Genomic DNA, 16,398 nt, shown 5'->3' on the forward strand with positions numbered 1-16,398 from the left:
GAAGGATTGTGGTTCCACCTCCTAGAATGGAGGGATGCGTCTTCTTTTTGCTGGTACTCCTGCTGTTGCGGTTCCTGCGCTTCGTGCTTTGGTCGAATCTGAACATGAGGTTGTTGCTGTTCTTACTCGTGCGGATGCTCGCAAGGGGCGGGGGCGTCAACTTTTTCCTAGTGACGTTAAGCAGGCCGCATTAGAATTTGGTATTCCGGTAATAACGGACCGACCCCGTTCTGAAGGGTTTGTTGAGCAACTTGAAGCGTTGGATGTTGAGTGCGCTGCTGTTGTTGCCTATGGGGAGATTCTTCCCGTTGATGTGTTGGATGTTCCAACGCACGGGTGGATTAACCTGCATTTTTCTGTGTTGCCTGCGTGGCGTGGCGCCGCACCGGTGCAGCGCGCAATCATGGCTGGTGATGAGGTAACTGGTGCTTCGACTTTCCGTATTGAGCAGGGCTTAGATACTGGTCCTGTGTATGGAATGATGACTGAAACTATTCGTCGGACAGATACGTCAGGTGACTTGCTGGGGCGTTTATCTGAGTCGGGTGCGCATCTGTTGGTGGGCACTATGGATGCTTTAGCGCAGGGCGCGATTAATCCTGTTCCGCAAGGGGTAGAGGGCATTAGTCTTGCCCCGAAGCTCACGAGCGTTGACGCGTGTGTGCAGTGGCGGCACCCTAAACATATTGTTGACCGGGTGATTCGCGGGTGTACTCCTGAGCCGGGGGCGTGGACGACGTTGCCGGGCGGTACACGGTTAGGGGTTGGCCCGTTGTCTAATGTGGCGCGAGGCGTTGAAGTTCCTGAAGATTTGACGCCCGGAGAATTACGATTCACAAAAAAGAACGTTTTTGTTGGTACAGGTAGTGGCACGGTGACGTTAGGGAACGTGACTCCTGTGGGTAAGAAAACTATGAACGCTGCTGATTGGGTGCGTGGAGCACGACTTGAGCAGGGCATCATTCTTGGCACGGAAAACGAAGGAAAGTAATGAGTCACCACACATCACGTGACGATCAAGGCCGCAACGTTCGCCGTAACGCACAGGGCAGGGAGCGTTCTGCTGCACGGTCGCGTGGAGACTACAGTCGTACGGCGTCTGCGCCCAGGGATCGTCGTCGGGAAACCGATAAACCTCGTCGTATCGCTTTCGATGTGCTAACTCAGGTTAGCGAGTCTGATTCGTATGCGAACTTGGTTTTACCTCCTGCTTTAGCTCATGCGGGTATTACTGGGCGTGATGCAGGGTTCGCTACAGAACTTACGTATGGCACTCTACGTATGCAGGGGAAATATGATGCGATCATCACGCAGTGCACGGACCGTGCGCTTTCTGCGATTGACCCGCAAGTCCTAAACGTTATTCGTCTTGGCGTTCACCAAATTCTTGGTATGCGTGTGCCCGACCATGCGGCAGTGTCTGAAACTGTTGGTTTGGCTCGCTCCACTGTGGGCGCGGGTGCCGCTCAATTCGTGAACGCTATTTTGCGACGAGTGTCAGAGCGGTCCGTTGAAGAATGGGACGAACGGTTGCGTTCGCATAGTTCTAATCTGACAGACGAACTTTCCACCCGGTACAGCCATCCGGTATGGATTACTCGTGCTTTGAGGGAATCGTTGGTTGCGGGTGGACGCCCTACCGAAGAAATTAGCGACCTTCTTGAGTTCAATAACATTGCCCCCTTGGTTACGTTAGTTGCCCGCCCGGGGCTCACCTCGCAAGACGACCTTGTTGAGCATTCAGGTGGGCAGCCTGGTGCCTTGACCTCGACGGCTGTGGTGTTAGAAGGCAAAGATCCTCGCGACATACCTGAGGTTCGTTCTGGTCGTGCAGGCGTACAAGACGAAGGGTCACAGTTAGTGACGTTGGCCTTCGCTGCGGTTCCTGTTGATGGTGACGATAACCGTTGGCTTGATATGTGTGCTGGCCCTGGCGGTAAAGCTGCCTTGCTGGGGGCGTTGGCTGCGCAACGTGATGCACGACTGGTCGCAAATGAGGTGCAGCCGCATCGTGCACGGCTAGTTGAAAAATCTGTTCAAGCTGTGCCCCGCGATGCGATTGAGCGTATTCAGGTGTGGGATGGGCGAGAAATCGGTGAACTTGAGCCTGAAAGCTATGACCGAATAATGGTTGATGCTCCATGTACCGGCTTGGGTGCGTTACGTCGTCGTCCGGAGTCGCGTTGGCGTAGAACTGTTTCGGATTTGTCGCAGCTGACTGTCATACAGAGAGATTTACTCCTTTCCGCGTTAAAAGCTGTACGTGTTGGGGGAGTGGTCGGCTATGTGACGTGTTCTCCGCATCTTGCTGAAACACGATTCCTTGTTGACGAAGTGTTAAAAAGTTTGCCTGCCGAAGCAGTAGAAAAAGTTGATGCGCGTGCATATGTGCGTGAAATTGCGGGCGATGATATCGACCTTGCAGATCGTGAAGACATCCAGTTGTGGCCGCATATTCATGGCACCGATGCGATGCATATGACCGTACTCAAACGCGTAGGTAACTTCTAATACGCATCTTGGCAAAAGCGTGACTGTTGGTCATGCACGTAGTGTTGTAAACGAAATGAGGATTCCATGTCTGCGTTGATTTCTCCGAGTATCTTGTCAGCCGATTTTACGAACCTTGAGCGTGACTTAGGGAAAATCGCGAGCGCCGATTACGCGCATGTGGATGTTATGGACAACCATTTTGTGCCTAACTTGACGATCGGTTTGCCTGTTGTAGAACGCATACAGCAGGTCTCTCCAATTCCACTTGATGTGCATTTGATGATCGACAACCCAGATTTGTGGGCTCCTCAATATGCTGAGGTGGGGGCTGCCTCGGTCACCTTTCACGCTGAAGCAGCAACTGCACCCATCCGGTTGGCACGTGAACTGCGGCGTTTAGGGGCACGCGCAGGAATGGCGTTGCGTCCGGCAACGCCGGTGGAACCTTTCCTTGATGTGCTCTCCGAAATTGACATGCTTTTAATCATGACGGTTGAGCCTGGATTTGGTGGACAGTCGTTCATTGAGGGCATGCTCCCTAAAATTCAGCGGGCACGCAAAGCCGTGGGGCAACAAGATCTCGACTTATGGATTCAAGTTGATGGCGGCATTTCGTCTTCAACGATCAGTCGTGCTGCTGAAGCTGGCGCGAACGTCTTTGTTGCAGGTTCAGCAGTCTACGGCGCAGATGATATTCCAGCCGAAATTGAGGCCCTACGAGACTTAGCGAATGCCCACCAGCACTAGTGTGTAGGGCAGTTCAAGTCCCAGGGGCTGGACGTTGTGCATCTCATCGAATAACGCAGGCGTAAACTTTTATATGTGAAGTCTTTTGAAGAGCTGTTTGAAGAACTCCAAACGAAATCTATAGACCGTCCAGAAGGCTCCGGTACGGTCCAAGAACTCGATGCAGGCGTTCATTTCATTGGTAAAAAAATTGTTGAGGAAGCCGCAGAAGTGTGGATGGCCTCAGAATTCCAAAGCCATGAAGAAGCCGCAGAGGAAATATCTCAACTGCTTTACCATACCCAGGTCATGATGGTCGCTAAAGGAATTTCTTTAGCTGACGTATACAAATACCTCTGACCTACCTTCACCACGAAAGACACAATAATGTTACGAGTAGCCGTACCCAACAAAGGCTCATTATCAGAACCCGCAGTAGAAATGCTGCGAGAAGCTGGATATAAACAGCGCCGCGACACCCGCGAACTGGTTCTTGCCGACCCCGCAAACGATGTTGAATTCTTCTTTTTACGCCCACGTGATGTTGCCGTCTACGTTGGTGCAGGAACCGTAGACGCTGGTATCACAGGACGCGACCTACTACTGGATTCTGGAGCAGACGCAGAAGAATACTTGCCGCTCGAATTTGCGCGTTCAACATTCCGGTTTGCAGCGCCAGAAGGCACGATCTCCACTATTAAACAGATCGAAGGCTTGAGAGTTGCAACCTCTTATAACGTGCTGGTTGCACAACATTTAGCAGATCAAGGCATCACCCCTAAAAGTGTTGTCCACCTTGATGGAGCGGTAGAGAGTTCAGTCAAACTAGGCGTTGCAGACGTTATCGCTGACGTTGTTGAAACAGGAACAACACTAAAAGCTGCAGGTCTTGCAGTTTTCGGTGACCCTATCCTTGTTTCTGAAGCAGTGTTAATCCGCCGCCGCGACGCCCACATTCCAGTTGGGCTCGAAACATTAGCGCGTCGTCTGCAAGGAGTGTTGACCGCTCACAAGTACGTTCTTATGGATTATGACGTACCGGCCTCGCTTGTTTCGCAAGCAGTGGCGGTAACTCCAGGTTTAGAATCACCAACGGTATCCCCACTACACGACACAGAGTGGGTTGCGGTACGCGCAATGGTTCCAAAAGACCAAACCAACAAAGTCATGGATGAACTGTATGAGGCTGGCGCTCGTGCCATTCTTGTCACAGGAATAATGGCGTGCAGGCTATAGCAGGTATGTAATGCTTCCACATGCGACTCGCAGCGAACTTGGTGCATATGAATCGACGTATACACCACGTTTCCTGCGAGTCGTTTGCGTTGTAGCTGCTTTATCGCTGACGGTTGGTTTAGGAATCATCTTGTGGAAAGCCCCAGGTATTTCTGACGGCCATTATGACGCAACAAACACTTTTGCGATGCTCGGCGCGTGGTCGATCTTAATGATTATTCTCTGGAGATTCGGGCGTGCACGGGTCACCATCTACACAAACGGCATTACAGTACATAATTTTTTCCGTAACTACATACTGTTATGGCCGATGATCTTCTCCTGCACGTTAAAAGCCGACGATTCATGGGCGATCGTCGACCTTACCACTGGAAAACGTATAACTGTGTTGGCGCTTGCCCGCTCTGAAGGCCATCGGACACTCGACTACGTGAAACAGCTTCAAGGCAGATTAGACCGGTATGACAGTTCCAACGACTCGTCTTCTTCCCAATAAGAAGGGGTGACACAGGTTTCCCTGTGTCACCCCTTCTTAAGGTGTTGTGCCCGTGGCACTCACATGACTGTTACATCACTTGAAGTTACGGCCACCGTGGCGTGATTTTGAAAAACGATCAGAACGGTCCGAGTTGCGTGAACGCTTATCTGAGCGGTCACGTGAACCACGTCCACGGTCTTCAAATTTGCTCTTTCCGCGCGGTGCAGGACCACCATCGTCGACGCGGATACGTAAAGGTTTGCCGCTGACACGAGCGCGCGAAATGCGGCCGATCATGTCGTCGTCCATGTTGGTGTTGATGTCAACTAAGGAGAAGGAACCAAAGATGTCGATGCGTCCAAGGTCGCGACCCGATAGGCCACCTTCGTTTGTTAACGCCCCAACAATTCCGCGAGGCTCAGCGCCGTCTTTGTGCCCAACAGACAACCGGTAACGAGTACCAGATTCCGCACCACGGTCACGTCCGCGGCGGTCACCACGATCACGCTTGTCGCCACGATCGAACCGGTCACCACGGCCAGAGCGATCCTTGAATCGTCCTTCACCGCGTTCTTCGCGGATCTTCTTGGCTTTACGGTCTTCAGCTACTTGAGCTTCGTACTCCGCCTGTTCAGCATGCGCACGTGGGCCAGAGTCACCAACAGCAATCGCTGCGAGCGCTGCCGCAACGGTTACTGCTTCGGTTTCGTTGCTTTCCAAGTATTGGGCGATAAGGCCTTCATACATGGAGAGGCGTCCTGCTTGAATTCGTGATTCGAGAGAATCAAGCATTTTTTTAGTTTTGTGTTCGGACACGTCTGCTGGCGATGGGATTTCAACTTCATTGAGCTTCGTACGGATTGTACGTTCAATGAATTTGAGTTTGTTACGTTCGCTTGGTGTGACGAAGGATAGAGCGCGTCCGGTACGTCCGGCGCGTCCGGTACGTCCGATGCGGTGAACATATGCTTCTGGCTCGCCAGGAATGTCGAAGTTGACGACAAGGCCAATGCGTTCTACGTCGAGGCCTCGAGCTGCAACGTCGGTTGCGACGAGTACATCGAGTTGTCCAGCGCGCAGGCGTTCAACAATTTTTTCGCGGTCTTTTTGCGCGACGTCACCAGAAATTGTTGCTGCGGAAATACCACGTTCAACGAGCGCGGAGCCGACTTCTTCTGCTGCGCCACGGGTACGGCAGAACACGATCGCTGCGTCTGCGTCTGATGTTGCTAAGACGCGGAAGAGTGATCCAGTTTTGTGGCGGAAGGGGACGATCGCGTAGTCCTGAGTAACTGAAGAAACAGTTGTTGATTGACGTGCTACAGCGATTTCAACTGGGTTGTTGAGGTGCTGTTGGGCCACACGTCGGATTTGCGGTGGCATTGTTGCTGAGAAAAGAGCAACTTGTCGTTCGCGTGGTGCTTCAGAGAAGACACGTTCTACGTCTTCTGCGAATCCCATGCGCAGCATTTCGTCTGCCTCGTCGAGCACGAGGAAACGTACGTTAGAGAGGTCTAGTGTGCCGCGTTCGAGGTGGTCGATGACTCGTCCTGGTGTACCGACAACTACTTGGACACCGTTTTTGAGTGCGCGGATTTGTGGAGGGTATGGCGATCCTCCGTATACGGCAAGAACTTCAAGGCCGTTGATGTGGGTGGCAAAGGACTCTATAGCTTCGGATACTTGAAGCGCGAGTTCACGTGTTGGTGCCAAGACGAGTGCTTGTACTTCTCGAAGGTTAGGGTCGAGTGCTGCAAGCATTGGTAGGCCGAAAGCTGCGGTTTTTCCGGTACCTGTTTGGGCGATACCCGTGATGTCTGCACCGTTGAGCAGTTCGGGAATTGCGCGTTCTTGGATTGTTGATGGTTTTACGAATCCAAGTTCTTTAACGGCATTGAGAAGGTTTTGGGGGAGTCCGAGGTCGTCAAATGTGACGGTTGGTTCGGGGGTGGTTGTTGCCGAGGTTTCTGAAGTTTCGTTTTCGATAGCTTCAGCGATTGTCATGCGGTGTCTCACCATTCATTGTGGGAAGTCGACATGTGGGCACACAACAACCGACTACCTAGAGAGGCAGTCGTTACCCAATAGTCTGACCTGTGGTCTGCGACGTACAGCATTAATGCGGCACCTTGTGCACCGCTATAACGTCGCTTCCCACACACACTAAGACCAGCGCCCACCTTGTTCAGGCAATACGATTCATCTTGGTTGTGAAAGAAAGAATGAGATCGTGGGGCCGTCCGTCAACACACGCACCAAAAGGGAGATACGACGTACTGCGTCAATTACATTCTACGCGAGAGCACGCTACGCCGGTTGTGAAATACCGGTGAGTTCAGACACAACGTTAAGCGGCGTACGATAGAGTTTTGGCACATGTTAGGCATTTAAGTAAGAACCCTTTTGCGAGGTGAGGACGATCGATTTGTCCCGTAGTGCGATCTTTACTGTTCCGAACGCTATTAGTGCGGTGCGGTTGTTGCTCATCCCAGTTTTTGCCGTGCTTATTGCCACACATCATGATGTGTGGGCTTTGGTTGTTGTTGCGTTTTCTTCTATTTCTGACTGGGCTGACGGTTATATAGCACGTCGATTCAATCAAGTAACTGAACTCGGCAAGATACTTGACCCCATTGCAGACCGTTGCTTCATTCTGGTTACACTCATTGCATTTGTCGCACGAGATATCGTCCCATGGTGGCTGCTCGTACTGGTTTTCTTGCGCGACCTTGTGATGTTGGTACTGGTTTCCGCCATAGCGAAGAAGGGGCATAAGCCAATGGCTGTTACGTATGTAGGTAAAGCAGCTACGCTCTTTCTACTTGTTGCTTTCCCGCTCTTTATTTTGGCCGGTATCGGTGAGGTGCCACAGGACGTGGGGCAACTTATCCGTTCAATTGCGTGGGTAAGCGCTGTAGTCGGAGTCGTGCTGTATGTGCTTTCTGCGGCACAGTACTTACGCCAAGGTGTGCCGATGCTGAAATCTGAACCTCAAGCATGAGCGAAGAGCCGAACCCACGTCAGCAGCCTAAGAAACCGCCAGTTGATGCATCGATGACGCTTCTTAACGAAGTGATGCATCGTCCACTAGATCCTGGTTATGCAACTGCCGCGCGCCGTAAAGCGCAGCGAGAAGCGGCAGGCATGCAAAATAAAACTCACCCCATTTCTAAGGGTGTGGTTCTTGTTGTTGCTCTTGCGTTAGGTTTCGTGACTGTCACTTCTATTAGTTCGTTAAGAGCGCGCACGTCGTTAACATCAAACACGCGTGCCGTGCTTATTGACGAAATCGAACAGAGAAACAACGAGATTGAAGAGATATCTCAGTCAATCGATCGGTTGCGTTCCGAAACTGAGGCTCTCCAAGCCCAAATTTTGCAGGCAACGGATACAGAACTAGAGCACAAACTCCAAATAGATCAGATGCGCAACGGAAATCTTGCCGTAACAGGGCCGGGCCTCATTATTGAGATGGAAGACGGCGCGGACGCTGATGTTGAACCGGCAGAGTTAGTGCAAGACCGCGATTTGCGTCCTGTGATTACGAGTTTATGGGGTGCAGGAGCAGAAGCTATCTCAGTTAATGGGAAAAGGCTTACAGCAACGAGCGCAGTCCGTAGTGCGGGCGATGCAATTCTTGTTGACCTTATTGGTTTGTCGAGCCCTTACGTCATTGAAGCTGTAGGGGACCCTGCCATGTTGCAAAAGAATTTTGCTAAACAGCCAGCAGCAACACATTTGGTTGTGTTGGAGCAAAAGTATGGGATTCCTTCTACGATTTCGGAAAGCAAAAATCTTACTCTTGACGCCGGAACAACGCGCGCACTCATTTCTGCGCAGGTGCCAGAAGATTATGACGAAAATAGCAACTAAAGACGTATTGATTTCAGCAATGTTTATTTCTAGGGTGGCAACGTGATTCCTCTTATTGGTTTGGTTCTTGGTGTAGTCGCTGGTCTTATTCTTGAACCAACAGTTCCGGCTTCATTGCAGCCTTATTTACCGATCGCAGTAGTCGCTGCTTTGGATGCACTATTTGGTGGTTTACGCGCGCTGTTAGATGGCATCTTCGATGACAAAGTATTCCTCGTGTCATTCTTGTCTAACGTAATTGTTGCTGGATTCATCGTTTTTCTAGGGGACCAGCTTGGTGTCGGTAGCCAGCTTTCAACCGGCGTGGTTGTTGTGCTTGGTATTCGAATCTTTTCTAATGCTGCTGCCATTCGTCGCCACATCTTTAAGGCATAGGAGTACACGATGCCTTCTGAGAAACCAGAACAGCCTGACACTTCACACAGCGACGAGCCCATTGTGGATTCTCCTCGTGTACCCGAGGAAGAGGAGCCCACAACAGAACCCCCTGTGGAAAACAGTGAAGTCCTTACGCAGGACACTGCAGAAGAAACACATGATGGCATTGCGGATGAGCCCGCACCTGCCTCTGCTCCGCAGGACCCTCAATTAACTGATCTCAGCGACTCTGAACGCCAAAAACAGATTAAAGTTTCTGAATTTTTTAAGGGCGTCCATTACGGAGACTCAGTATCTAGCGCTCAAGAGAGTTCCGCGCAGTCACCGGATTCTGCACCTCTTCTAGATGAGGACGAACCCTCAGAGCAGGCAGCTACGTTAAGCCCAGCAGAAGAATCTGCTGAACTATCTGAACCTGACACAGATGCGCATACGCCATCAGTGCAAGCACATAAGCAAAAACATGTTCTCTTGCACGCGTTAAAACCTCGATTAACGCGAGCGCAGGGGCTTGCAGCTTTACTTCTTGGTTTGCTTGGATTTGCTCTTGTTGTGCAAATTCAACAATCGCATAAGGATGAGTTTTCTGGTTTGCGTCAGTCCGAGCTGGTCAGTCTGCTAGATGATGTGGGACGCAAAACAAATGAGCTTGAAGCTGAAGCGCAGCGTTTACGAGAACTTGAGAATGAACTGAAATCTGGTTCTTCTTCACACAGTGCGGCGTTGGAAGCAGCAGAAAAAAACGCAGAAGTCCAAGGTATCCTTTCTGGGCGTTTACCTGCTGAAGGTCCCGGGATTACAATTTTTGTATCTGAGGGTGAGACTCCTTTAAGAGCTTCTCAACTGTTTAACATTCTTGAAGAGTTGAGAAACGCGGGTGCAGAGGCTGTTGAAGTGAACGGGGTGCGAATGGTTACCTCAAGCTATTTTGTTGACAGTGTCAACGGTTTGTTAGTTGATGGTTCTCCTGTGAGTAGCCCATACACGTGGAAAGCGATTGGCGATCCCAACACCATGCAGCCTGCTTTGGAAATACCTGGTGGTGCCATGGCGGCTGTGCGAACTGCAGGAAGCGAAGCCACAATCATTGTTGAAGAGCTTGTAAAAGTGAAAGCAACCGTTGATGTGACAGAGCCTACATATGCTCGCCCTCTTGAGGATAAGTAGGGCCTACAAACTAGGCGCATGTCCAACGTAGAATAGTCGTATGTTTTATTGCGTGATGGCGTATGACATCGTCGGATGAAACTAAGTATGCTAGTCACAGTATTGTTTTGTGGTACGCGCTAAACAATACCTAGGGGATGAATCCGCAAATGTTGCGGTTTCGATTTGATGACGTGGAGGTCAAGATGAGCGAACACATGCCACTGCATAGGCAACGCTTTAATGAAGCAGAGCATCCATCAGACTCCACCATGACTTTTACTTCGCTTTCGGCTCTTGATGAAGCATTTAATGTTGCTGGTGCTAGTCCTGAAGTGCGTGATGCGGTGAATGCTCTTCCGATGGGTTCAGCATTGCTGGTTGTCCGTACTGCTGCTGGTAACGGGGAACGTTTCTTATTAGATGCGGATCGAGTTTTTGCTGGTCGTAGTGAACGTGCGGACGTATTTTTAAATGATGTCACTGTTTCGAGGAAACACGCAGAGTTTGTGCGAGCAGGCGCCGATTATGAGGTGCGTGATGCTGGTTCTTTGAATGGAACGTACATTAATCGTGATCGGATTGACAGTTATGTGTTGAAGACTGGCGACGAAATCCAAATCGGCAAGTATCGCATGGTTTATTACAACAGCCCTCTTGCTCGTGCACCGCAGGTAACACCTACCCAAACAAACGAATGAGTGTCTGTGTCTAGCGCGCATAATTTTAGGTCGAACCAGCCTCAGGAGTCACTTTCTGAGGCTGTTTCGGTATCTTGGCCTCAGACTGTATCGCATACGCCAACGATGCGTATTTCTGACGTGCTTGCAGCATTACAAACAGATTTTCCTGCGGTAAGCCACTCAAAGCTTCGCTTTTTGGAAGAGCAAGGCCTTGTTTCTCCGTATCGTGCGGCTTCCGGCTACCGTCATTTTAGTGCTGCTGATTTGGAGCGTCTGCGTTTTGTGCTTACTGAGCAGCGCGATCATTACCTTCCTTTAAAAGTGATTAAGGAAAAATTGAAGGAACTTGATAGGGGAGTAGAGGCTTCTCCCCAGGCTGGAGCGCCAAGACTGGCGTCGTCGCAAGGGCTTACTAGGGCACAGGATGCGGTACGTCGATTGGAGGATGTGGCAGCGGCTGCTGGTGTTTCTTCTGAGTTTGTTGAAGATTTGCGTTCAGCTGGCGTTTTGCGAACACGGTCTAAAACGGCTTCTGCCGCAGACTATGAGTCGTGTCTGCGCCGTGATTTGGAAATAGTCGAGCTAGCAAACAAGCTTCATGTTTTTGGTATTGATTGGCGTCATCTTCGCACGATGAAGTTAGCTGCTGACAGGCAAGTGTCTGTTATAGACCAGTCGTTGACTCATTTGTCGAGTAAGAAGACTACGAGCGCGCAGGGGCAAGCTCAAGAAGCCCGTCATGAGCTTGCACAGTTGCTTGCGCAATTGCATGCCGTGTGGCTGAGGGATGCAGTCGAACAAGACACGCTTTGATAGCGCAGCCTCTGTTAAAGATAGTTAAACGTATGGGCGGTGTCGCTCTTCAACACACTCTTGAGGGTTGAGGCGCGGCACCCATGTTTTTTGTGCCAGCACGTAACCCACTCCTGCGCCTAAAACGTTAAGAATGACATCGTCGGTGGCAGAAATTCGGCCAAGACTCAGCACGGCTTGTAGCACTTCAATTGTCAGCGACATGGCACAAGCAGCCACTAGTACGGTGATCAATTTTCCTTGCTTTGCAAGTAGTGGGTAGAGCAGAAAGCCAAACCAACCAAGCAGCAAGAAGTTACCAAAAAATTGTAAAAACGTGGTGGAAGTGATGTTTGTAAACATATTGGTAAGCGTTGCGAGCGGAATAAGATACACGCCACTTTCACCATCTGTGCGAAGTGGCACAAGAGTAATGAGGATGCTGAAACAAAGCCACGCTAACCCAACGCTCCAGATAGTCGAACGTGCGACACGTTGACTAAACTCCTGTTTGGTTTGTGAGCGTGTAGCATGCACCGCTACAACGATCACATACGCGATGACAACTACAATCAGCAGCAGTAAAGCCGCGGGCCCAAACATGCGAATGTACTGAGTCATGACGTGCCCTAAGCACAATCATCAAAAGTGATCATTAATGTTAGTCCTCTTCATCTAGACGAATTTTAAGTTCGTCTGCGGTTGGTCCATCGATTGCTGTAACTGCGCCTTTAGCTTGATCAACATTGAGATACCAGGTTGCTGTTCGTGGTGAAAGCACTTTTGTTGTGCCGTTGGAATGCCAAGTACCGCTGTACTGCACATTCACGGCCACACGCCAAATGTAGGAGCCTTCTACACCTAAAATTTCTTGTACTTGTGGTTTCCCATCGGGCTTTGCGAATACGTCAACGGCTTGTGCCTCTGCGAAGACTTCCGCCCATACAGGCTGGAATGTTTCCGCAAGCTCTTGGGTCATTCCTGCCTCCCGATAACCTTTAATACGGTTTTCTGCGGTGGTTGAGCCTTTCCACGAACTCGCTAATAAAGCGGTGCGCCACGCCATTTGCTCATAGTCGGATTCATATGTTGCTGTTGCTTGAGCGGCCTCGTCTTGAGGTTCTGTCGTAGTTTCCTCAGCAGGTTGTGTGTGAGCGGTGCTAGACGCATCGGTTTTAGAGTTGCTCGGCACACCAGGTGTTGTAGAAACGGAAGGTGTCTGCCCTGTTTGTGGGTCTTTTCCTTGCGCCGACACAATGAAAAATACGGCGAGAATAATGAAGGCGATTACGCTGATTCCGGCGAGGACGTAACCTGTTAGTTTTCGACGATCAAGCACAAACACTCCTTTAATACCAGTTGGGCTTATCGGGGGGGTCTTCCGCAGCACTGCACTTTAACTCTGTAGTGCGCTCACGCCTATAATCGCCACGCGGGGACTTGTGCCCCAATAATTTGGTATAAAAACGTATAAAACGAACCTTCAATGTTAAGTTGAAGGTTTTTTTGCGACACGCCGCATTAATCTTGTAACGGTCGTTGACCGAAGGCAAAAGTGGCCATAGCGTAAAGAAAGAACTTCAATTTTCCACTTGCCATTTAGCCTACGGCTATTTTGCTCCGCTCGGAGGAACCAGTGAACGATCGCAATTCAACGCAGGGACTTTTTGCTATCCCACAGCGATCCCAGGGGACTCTATTTGGTGACGGCATTGAAGACCAAGATTCCCTCACGGGATACCGTGGACCCACAGCATGCCGAGCTGCCGGCATTACTTACCGGCAGTTAGATTACTGGGCTCGAACCGGTTTAGTATCGCCGACGATTCGTCCAGCAACTGGTTCTGGCACACACCGCCTTTATGGCTTTCGAGACATCTTGGTTCTGAAAGTTGTAAAGCGTCTGCTAGATACAGGTGTCTCGCTACAACAAATACGTACGGCAGTTGATGCATTACGCGAGCGCGGTATTTCTGATTTAGCTCAGATTACTTTGATGAGTGATGGCGCATCCGTGTATGAGTGCACGTCAACTGATGAAGTCATTGACTTGGTGCAAGGCGGACAGGGTGTGTTTGGTATTGCGGTAGGTCGGGTGTGGCGTGAGGTTGAAGGAACCCTTGCGACGTTGCCAGCTGAACGCATTGATGACATCGAAGCAGAAGCGGTAGAAGCCCCTCCTGAAGATGAGCTTTCGCGCAGGAGAGCTGCACGAAACGCAGGCTAGATAAACGTAACCATAAAGGTAGTGTCATCACATGTTTTATGTGATGGCACTACCTTTATGGTGTTGTATGTGCAGTTTTAAAACTTGGTTGGTTCCCAGCGTTCAACGTGTGTCTCGTCGTCAGGGGTTTCTGAGTGCGTGACGGATGGTGCCGTTGGAGTTTCTACGTGCTGTTCGTAGCTGCTGGGGGAGAATTCAGCAGGTTCTTTGATGCGTGCAATTGATCTGAGAGCGCGTGACAGCACCGCATCAAAACGATCGGCTAGATCTCGCGCTGCGCGACTAGGCCACTCGTGGATGGGGCTTCCAGCGCCTTGAGCTTGTTGTAGTGCAGAGCGTTCAGGAATATATGTAGTCAAGACCAGTGGGCCAAACATGTTCGATAGTTCTTCTTGACGAAATGCTTGCTCGGAGGACCGTGCGCGGACGCGGTTAACGAGAACACCTAACGGTTGTAGCTCTGGCGCTGATTGTCGTCGAATTTCATCGATGGCTTGGAAGGCGCGGGCTGCGGCGGTGACGGAGAACAGCCCAAGTTCTGTGACCACTAGTGCTCGGTCGCAGGCTGTTAAACCTTGACGGGTTAGTCCGCCAAGGGAGGGTGGGCAGTCAACAAGCACAAGGTCGTATTGTGATTCTTGGCTTTCTAGTGCTTGTTTTAAGCGTGTGAGTCGGTGTGCATACGAGGGTCCGTCGTGACGTACTGACTCACTAGAGCCCATAAGAACGTGTAGTTTTTCTGGGTTCCAGGGGGAGCGCGCTTTGGCTGAATCGATCACAAATTGTGAGGGGTTGTCGAGCACGGCGGCTATATCGTTGCCGGCTTGTCCTGCGACACCGAGTGCAAGTGAAGTATCTGCTTGAGGGTCGAGGTCAACGACAAGGGTGCGCATGCCAGCGTGAATTGCCGCTGATGCGAGCCCGAGTGTAATAGACGTTTTTCCAACGCCACCTTTTAAACTGCATATTCCGAGGACTGCCACATACTAACTCTAACGGTTGTAGTCCCCACATTTGGTCAAGGACATTAGACCATTGCAATACTTACGGGTTTGAGCAGGGCTGATGCTAGAGAAGAGGGGAGAGGGGCGTGAGCAAGAACTCGCCAATTTTGTTGATAAATGAACGGTTTTCCCATTGTTCAAGGTCAAGTTGGCGGCAGTTTGATAGATCTGTTTCGAATACGCGTTCCATGGTTTCTGCGAGTTCCGTGTCATAGATGGACATGTTGATTTCGTAGTTACCTTGCAAACTGAGTCGGTCAATGTTTGCTGTACCTATGGTTGTCCATTTTCCGTCAACGGTTCCTGTTTTTGCGTGGACCATTGTGTTGCGGTATAGCCAGATGGTGATGCCACCTTTGAGCATCTTTGAGTACTGCCCGCGGGATAGCCAGTCCGTCAGGACGTGGTTCGAGGCTTCGGGAACAATGATTCGTACGTCGACGCCCCGTGCTGCAGCAGCAAGTAGTTCGTCGAGGAATACTGCATCTGGGATGAAATAGGCTTGCGTGAGATAAATGTGGTGATTAGCTCGCCTAAAAGCTTCGAGGTAAATATTGCGTACTGGGTAGACTTGGCGAATTGGCGCGTTTGCTGCTGCCTGGATTTTAGGGAGCCAATCTGGTGTGTGTTGTGTTTCGATGACTGGTAGGTTGTCGCGGCGATTGTGGTTCCAGAAGGTCACAAATGCGCTGGTGAGTTCGCTGACGCCTGTACCAGTGATGCGCAGGTGAGTATCACGCCATTGGTTGGCGTAGGTGGTGCCGATGTTGTATCCGCCGACGAATCCAATTTCTTCATCGACTACGAGGATTTTGCGGTGGTCTCGTCCCGTGTATTTCAGGTCGAACAATAGGATTTGTGGGCGGAAGACGGGGTAGGCGAGTACGTGTATGTTTGCCGGAAACGTCAAGAATTTTTTTGGTACGACAAGGTTGGCGAAGGAATCGTAGACCAGGTAGACGTCCACACCGCGGTGTGCTGCATCGATGACGGCGTCTTTGAACTCTCGTCCGTATTCGTCAGATTTCCAAATGTAGCTTTCAAGGTAGATGCTTGTTTGTGCGTTTTTGATCGCGGTAAGCATTTCGTTGAATAGGTCTTCGCCGTAGGTGTATACGGTGGCGTTGGTGTCGCCGATGGTGACATCTTGGGGTGGTAGGTGGGGGAAGTCTTGTGATCGAGCAATGTCGCGCTTTTGCCAGTGGTCAACAGCGATCACTGTGGCAGCAGCGCTGAGCGTTGAGACGGCAGAAATAATGATGGAGCGCTTAAAGATTTTCTTTGCGCCACTGAACGCTTGGTTGACAGCTTGTTTCACATAACTAAGACTAAGTAGTTTTTCTGGTTACACGCTACGGCGTG

General features: G+C 50.7%; 18 protein-coding genes. 13 read left to right on the forward strand and 5 right to left on the reverse strand.

The window, feature by feature from the left end:
* Nucleotides 1-34: 34 nt before the first annotated feature.
* From fmt to ACR9EC_RS02915, 6 genes are all read left to right on the forward strand, one after another.
* On the forward strand, nt 35-991 hold the full coding sequence (gene fmt / locus ACR9EC_RS02890) for a methionyl-tRNA formyltransferase (protein ID WP_435300019.1): 957 nt from the start codon (nt 35-37) through the stop codon (nt 989-991).
* Nucleotides 991-2,511, forward strand: coding sequence for a transcription antitermination factor NusB (locus ACR9EC_RS02895; protein ID WP_435300020.1), 1,521 nt, complete (start codon nt 991-993; stop codon nt 2,509-2,511). Before fmt ends, ACR9EC_RS02895 begins: the two co-directional genes overlap by 1 nt.
* A gap of 66 nt (nt 2,512-2,577) precedes the next feature.
* On the forward strand, nt 2,578-3,240 hold the full coding sequence (gene rpe, locus ACR9EC_RS02900; RefSeq protein WP_435300021.1) for a ribulose-phosphate 3-epimerase: 663 nt from the start codon (nt 2,578-2,580) through the stop codon (nt 3,238-3,240).
* A gap of 75 nt (nt 3,241-3,315) precedes the next feature.
* Nucleotides 3,316-3,579, forward strand: coding sequence for a phosphoribosyl-ATP diphosphatase (locus ACR9EC_RS02905; protein WP_435300022.1), 264 nt, complete (start codon nt 3,316-3,318; stop codon nt 3,577-3,579).
* Nucleotides 3,580-3,606: 27 nt separating this feature from the next.
* Complete coding sequence (hisG, locus tag ACR9EC_RS02910; RefSeq protein WP_435300023.1) at nt 3,607-4,455, forward strand: ATP phosphoribosyltransferase; 849 nt, start codon at nt 3,607-3,609, stop codon at nt 4,453-4,455.
* Between the two features lie 10 nt (nt 4,456-4,465).
* Nucleotides 4,466-4,951, forward strand: a complete 486-nt coding sequence (locus ACR9EC_RS02915) for a PH domain-containing protein (protein WP_435300024.1) — start codon at nt 4,466-4,468, stop codon at nt 4,949-4,951.
* Between the two features lie 75 nt (nt 4,952-5,026).
* Here the strand turns inward: ACR9EC_RS02915 and ACR9EC_RS02920 are convergent, their stop codons facing one another.
* Nucleotides 5,027-6,937, reverse strand: a complete 1,911-nt coding sequence (locus tag ACR9EC_RS02920; RefSeq protein WP_435300025.1) for a DEAD/DEAH box helicase — start codon at nt 6,935-6,937, stop codon at nt 5,027-5,029.
* Nucleotides 6,938-7,358: 421 nt separating this feature from the next.
* On the opposite strand from ACR9EC_RS02920, the gene ACR9EC_RS02925 reads away from it, so the two are divergent.
* The 6 genes from ACR9EC_RS02925 (at nt 7,359) to ftsR (ending at nt 11,826) form a co-directional block, all read left to right on the forward strand.
* A complete protein-coding gene (locus tag ACR9EC_RS02925) occupies nt 7,359-7,934 on the forward strand; it encodes a CDP-alcohol phosphatidyltransferase family protein (RefSeq protein WP_435300026.1) in 576 nt (191 codons plus the stop codon).
* Nucleotides 7,931-8,806 carry a DUF881 domain-containing protein gene (locus ACR9EC_RS02930; protein ID WP_435300027.1) on the forward strand — a complete coding sequence of 292 codons (876 nt, stop codon included), beginning with the start codon at nt 7,931-7,933 and terminating at the stop codon, nt 8,804-8,806. The genes ACR9EC_RS02925 and ACR9EC_RS02930 overlap by 4 nt, the downstream gene beginning before the upstream one ends.
* A 42-nt stretch (nt 8,807-8,848) precedes the next feature.
* Nucleotides 8,849-9,181, forward strand: coding sequence for a small basic family protein (locus tag ACR9EC_RS02935; RefSeq protein ID WP_435300028.1), 333 nt, complete (start codon nt 8,849-8,851; stop codon nt 9,179-9,181).
* 9 nt (nt 9,182-9,190) lie between these two features.
* Nucleotides 9,191-10,351, forward strand: a complete 1,161-nt coding sequence (locus tag ACR9EC_RS02940) for a DUF881 domain-containing protein (RefSeq protein WP_435300029.1) — start codon at nt 9,191-9,193, stop codon at nt 10,349-10,351.
* 185 nt (nt 10,352-10,536) lie between these two features.
* Nucleotides 10,537-11,031, forward strand: a complete 495-nt coding sequence (locus tag ACR9EC_RS02945) for an FHA domain-containing protein (RefSeq protein WP_435300030.1) — start codon at nt 10,537-10,539, stop codon at nt 11,029-11,031.
* A 105-nt stretch (nt 11,032-11,136) separates the two neighbouring features.
* Nucleotides 11,137-11,826: a transcriptional regulator FtsR gene (gene ftsR, locus ACR9EC_RS02950; RefSeq protein WP_435300031.1), complete on the forward strand. Its 690-nt coding sequence runs from the start codon at nt 11,137-11,139 to the stop codon at nt 11,824-11,826.
* Nucleotides 11,827-11,850: 24 nt separating this feature from the next.
* Here ftsR and ACR9EC_RS02955 read toward each other — a convergent pair whose 3' ends face one another.
* Both ACR9EC_RS02955 and ACR9EC_RS02960 read right to left on the reverse strand, forming a co-directional pair.
* The gene (locus tag ACR9EC_RS02955) at nt 11,851-12,426 is read right to left on the reverse strand and encodes a VanZ family protein (protein ID WP_435300032.1); all 576 of its coding nucleotides are present in this window, start codon (nt 12,424-12,426) and stop codon (nt 11,851-11,853) included.
* A gap of 40 nt (nt 12,427-12,466) precedes the next feature.
* A complete protein-coding gene (locus ACR9EC_RS02960; RefSeq protein WP_435300033.1) occupies nt 12,467-13,144 on the reverse strand; it encodes a hypothetical protein in 678 nt (225 codons plus the stop codon).
* Nucleotides 13,145-13,441: 297 nt separating this feature from the next.
* Between ACR9EC_RS02960 and ACR9EC_RS02965 the strand changes: the two genes are divergently transcribed.
* Complete coding sequence (locus tag ACR9EC_RS02965) at nt 13,442-14,032, forward strand: MerR family transcriptional regulator (RefSeq protein ID WP_435300034.1); 591 nt, start codon at nt 13,442-13,444, stop codon at nt 14,030-14,032.
* Nucleotides 14,033-14,109: 77 nt separating this feature from the next.
* Here ACR9EC_RS02965 and ACR9EC_RS02970 read toward each other — a convergent pair whose 3' ends face one another.
* The gene (locus ACR9EC_RS02970) at nt 14,110-15,015 is read right to left on the reverse strand and encodes a ParA family protein (RefSeq protein WP_435300035.1); all 906 of its coding nucleotides are present in this window, start codon (nt 15,013-15,015) and stop codon (nt 14,110-14,112) included.
* 85 nt (nt 15,016-15,100) lie between these two features.
* Nucleotides 15,101-16,354 carry a phospholipase D-like domain-containing protein gene (locus ACR9EC_RS02975; protein ID WP_435300036.1) on the reverse strand — a complete coding sequence of 418 codons (1,254 nt, stop codon included), beginning with the start codon at nt 16,352-16,354 and terminating at the stop codon, nt 15,101-15,103.
* Between the last annotated feature and the right edge of the window lie 44 nt (nt 16,355-16,398).

Origin of the sequence: Timonella sp. A28 (assembly GCF_051200815.1) — a bacterium.
Taxonomy (GTDB): Bacteria; Actinomycetota; Actinomycetes; order Actinomycetales; family Cellulomonadaceae; genus Timonella.

Excerpts from the sequence above, each read along its gene's own strand:
- ACR9EC_RS02945 (WP_435300030.1), top strand. The coding sequence starts at position 10,537 with ATGAGCGAACACATGCCACTGCATAGGCAACGCTTTAATGAAGCAGAG.
- ACR9EC_RS02915 (WP_435300024.1), top strand. The coding sequence starts at position 4,466 with ATGCTTCCACATGCGACTCGCAGCGAACTTGGTGCATATGAATCGACG.
- ACR9EC_RS02920 (WP_435300025.1), bottom strand. The coding sequence starts at position 6,937 with ATGACAATCGCTGAAGCTATCGAAAACGAAACTTCAGAAACCTCGGCA.
- ACR9EC_RS02955 (WP_435300032.1), bottom strand. The coding sequence starts at position 12,426 with ATGACTCAGTACATTCGCATGTTTGGGCCCGCGGCTTTACTGCTGCTG.
- ACR9EC_RS02930 (WP_435300027.1), top strand. The coding sequence starts at position 7,931 with ATGAGCGAAGAGCCGAACCCACGTCAGCAGCCTAAGAAACCGCCAGTT.
- ACR9EC_RS02895 (WP_435300020.1), top strand. The coding sequence starts at position 991 with ATGAGTCACCACACATCACGTGACGATCAAGGCCGCAACGTTCGCCGT.
- ftsR (WP_435300031.1), top strand. The coding sequence starts at position 11,137 with ATGCGTATTTCTGACGTGCTTGCAGCATTACAAACAGATTTTCCTGCG.
- rpe (WP_435300021.1), top strand. The coding sequence starts at position 2,578 with ATGTCTGCGTTGATTTCTCCGAGTATCTTGTCAGCCGATTTTACGAAC.
- fmt (WP_435300019.1), top strand. The coding sequence starts at position 35 with ATGCGTCTTCTTTTTGCTGGTACTCCTGCTGTTGCGGTTCCTGCGCTT.
- hisG (WP_435300023.1), top strand. The coding sequence starts at position 3,607 with ATGTTACGAGTAGCCGTACCCAACAAAGGCTCATTATCAGAACCCGCA.
- ACR9EC_RS02940 (WP_435300029.1), top strand. The coding sequence starts at position 9,191 with ATGCCTTCTGAGAAACCAGAACAGCCTGACACTTCACACAGCGACGAG.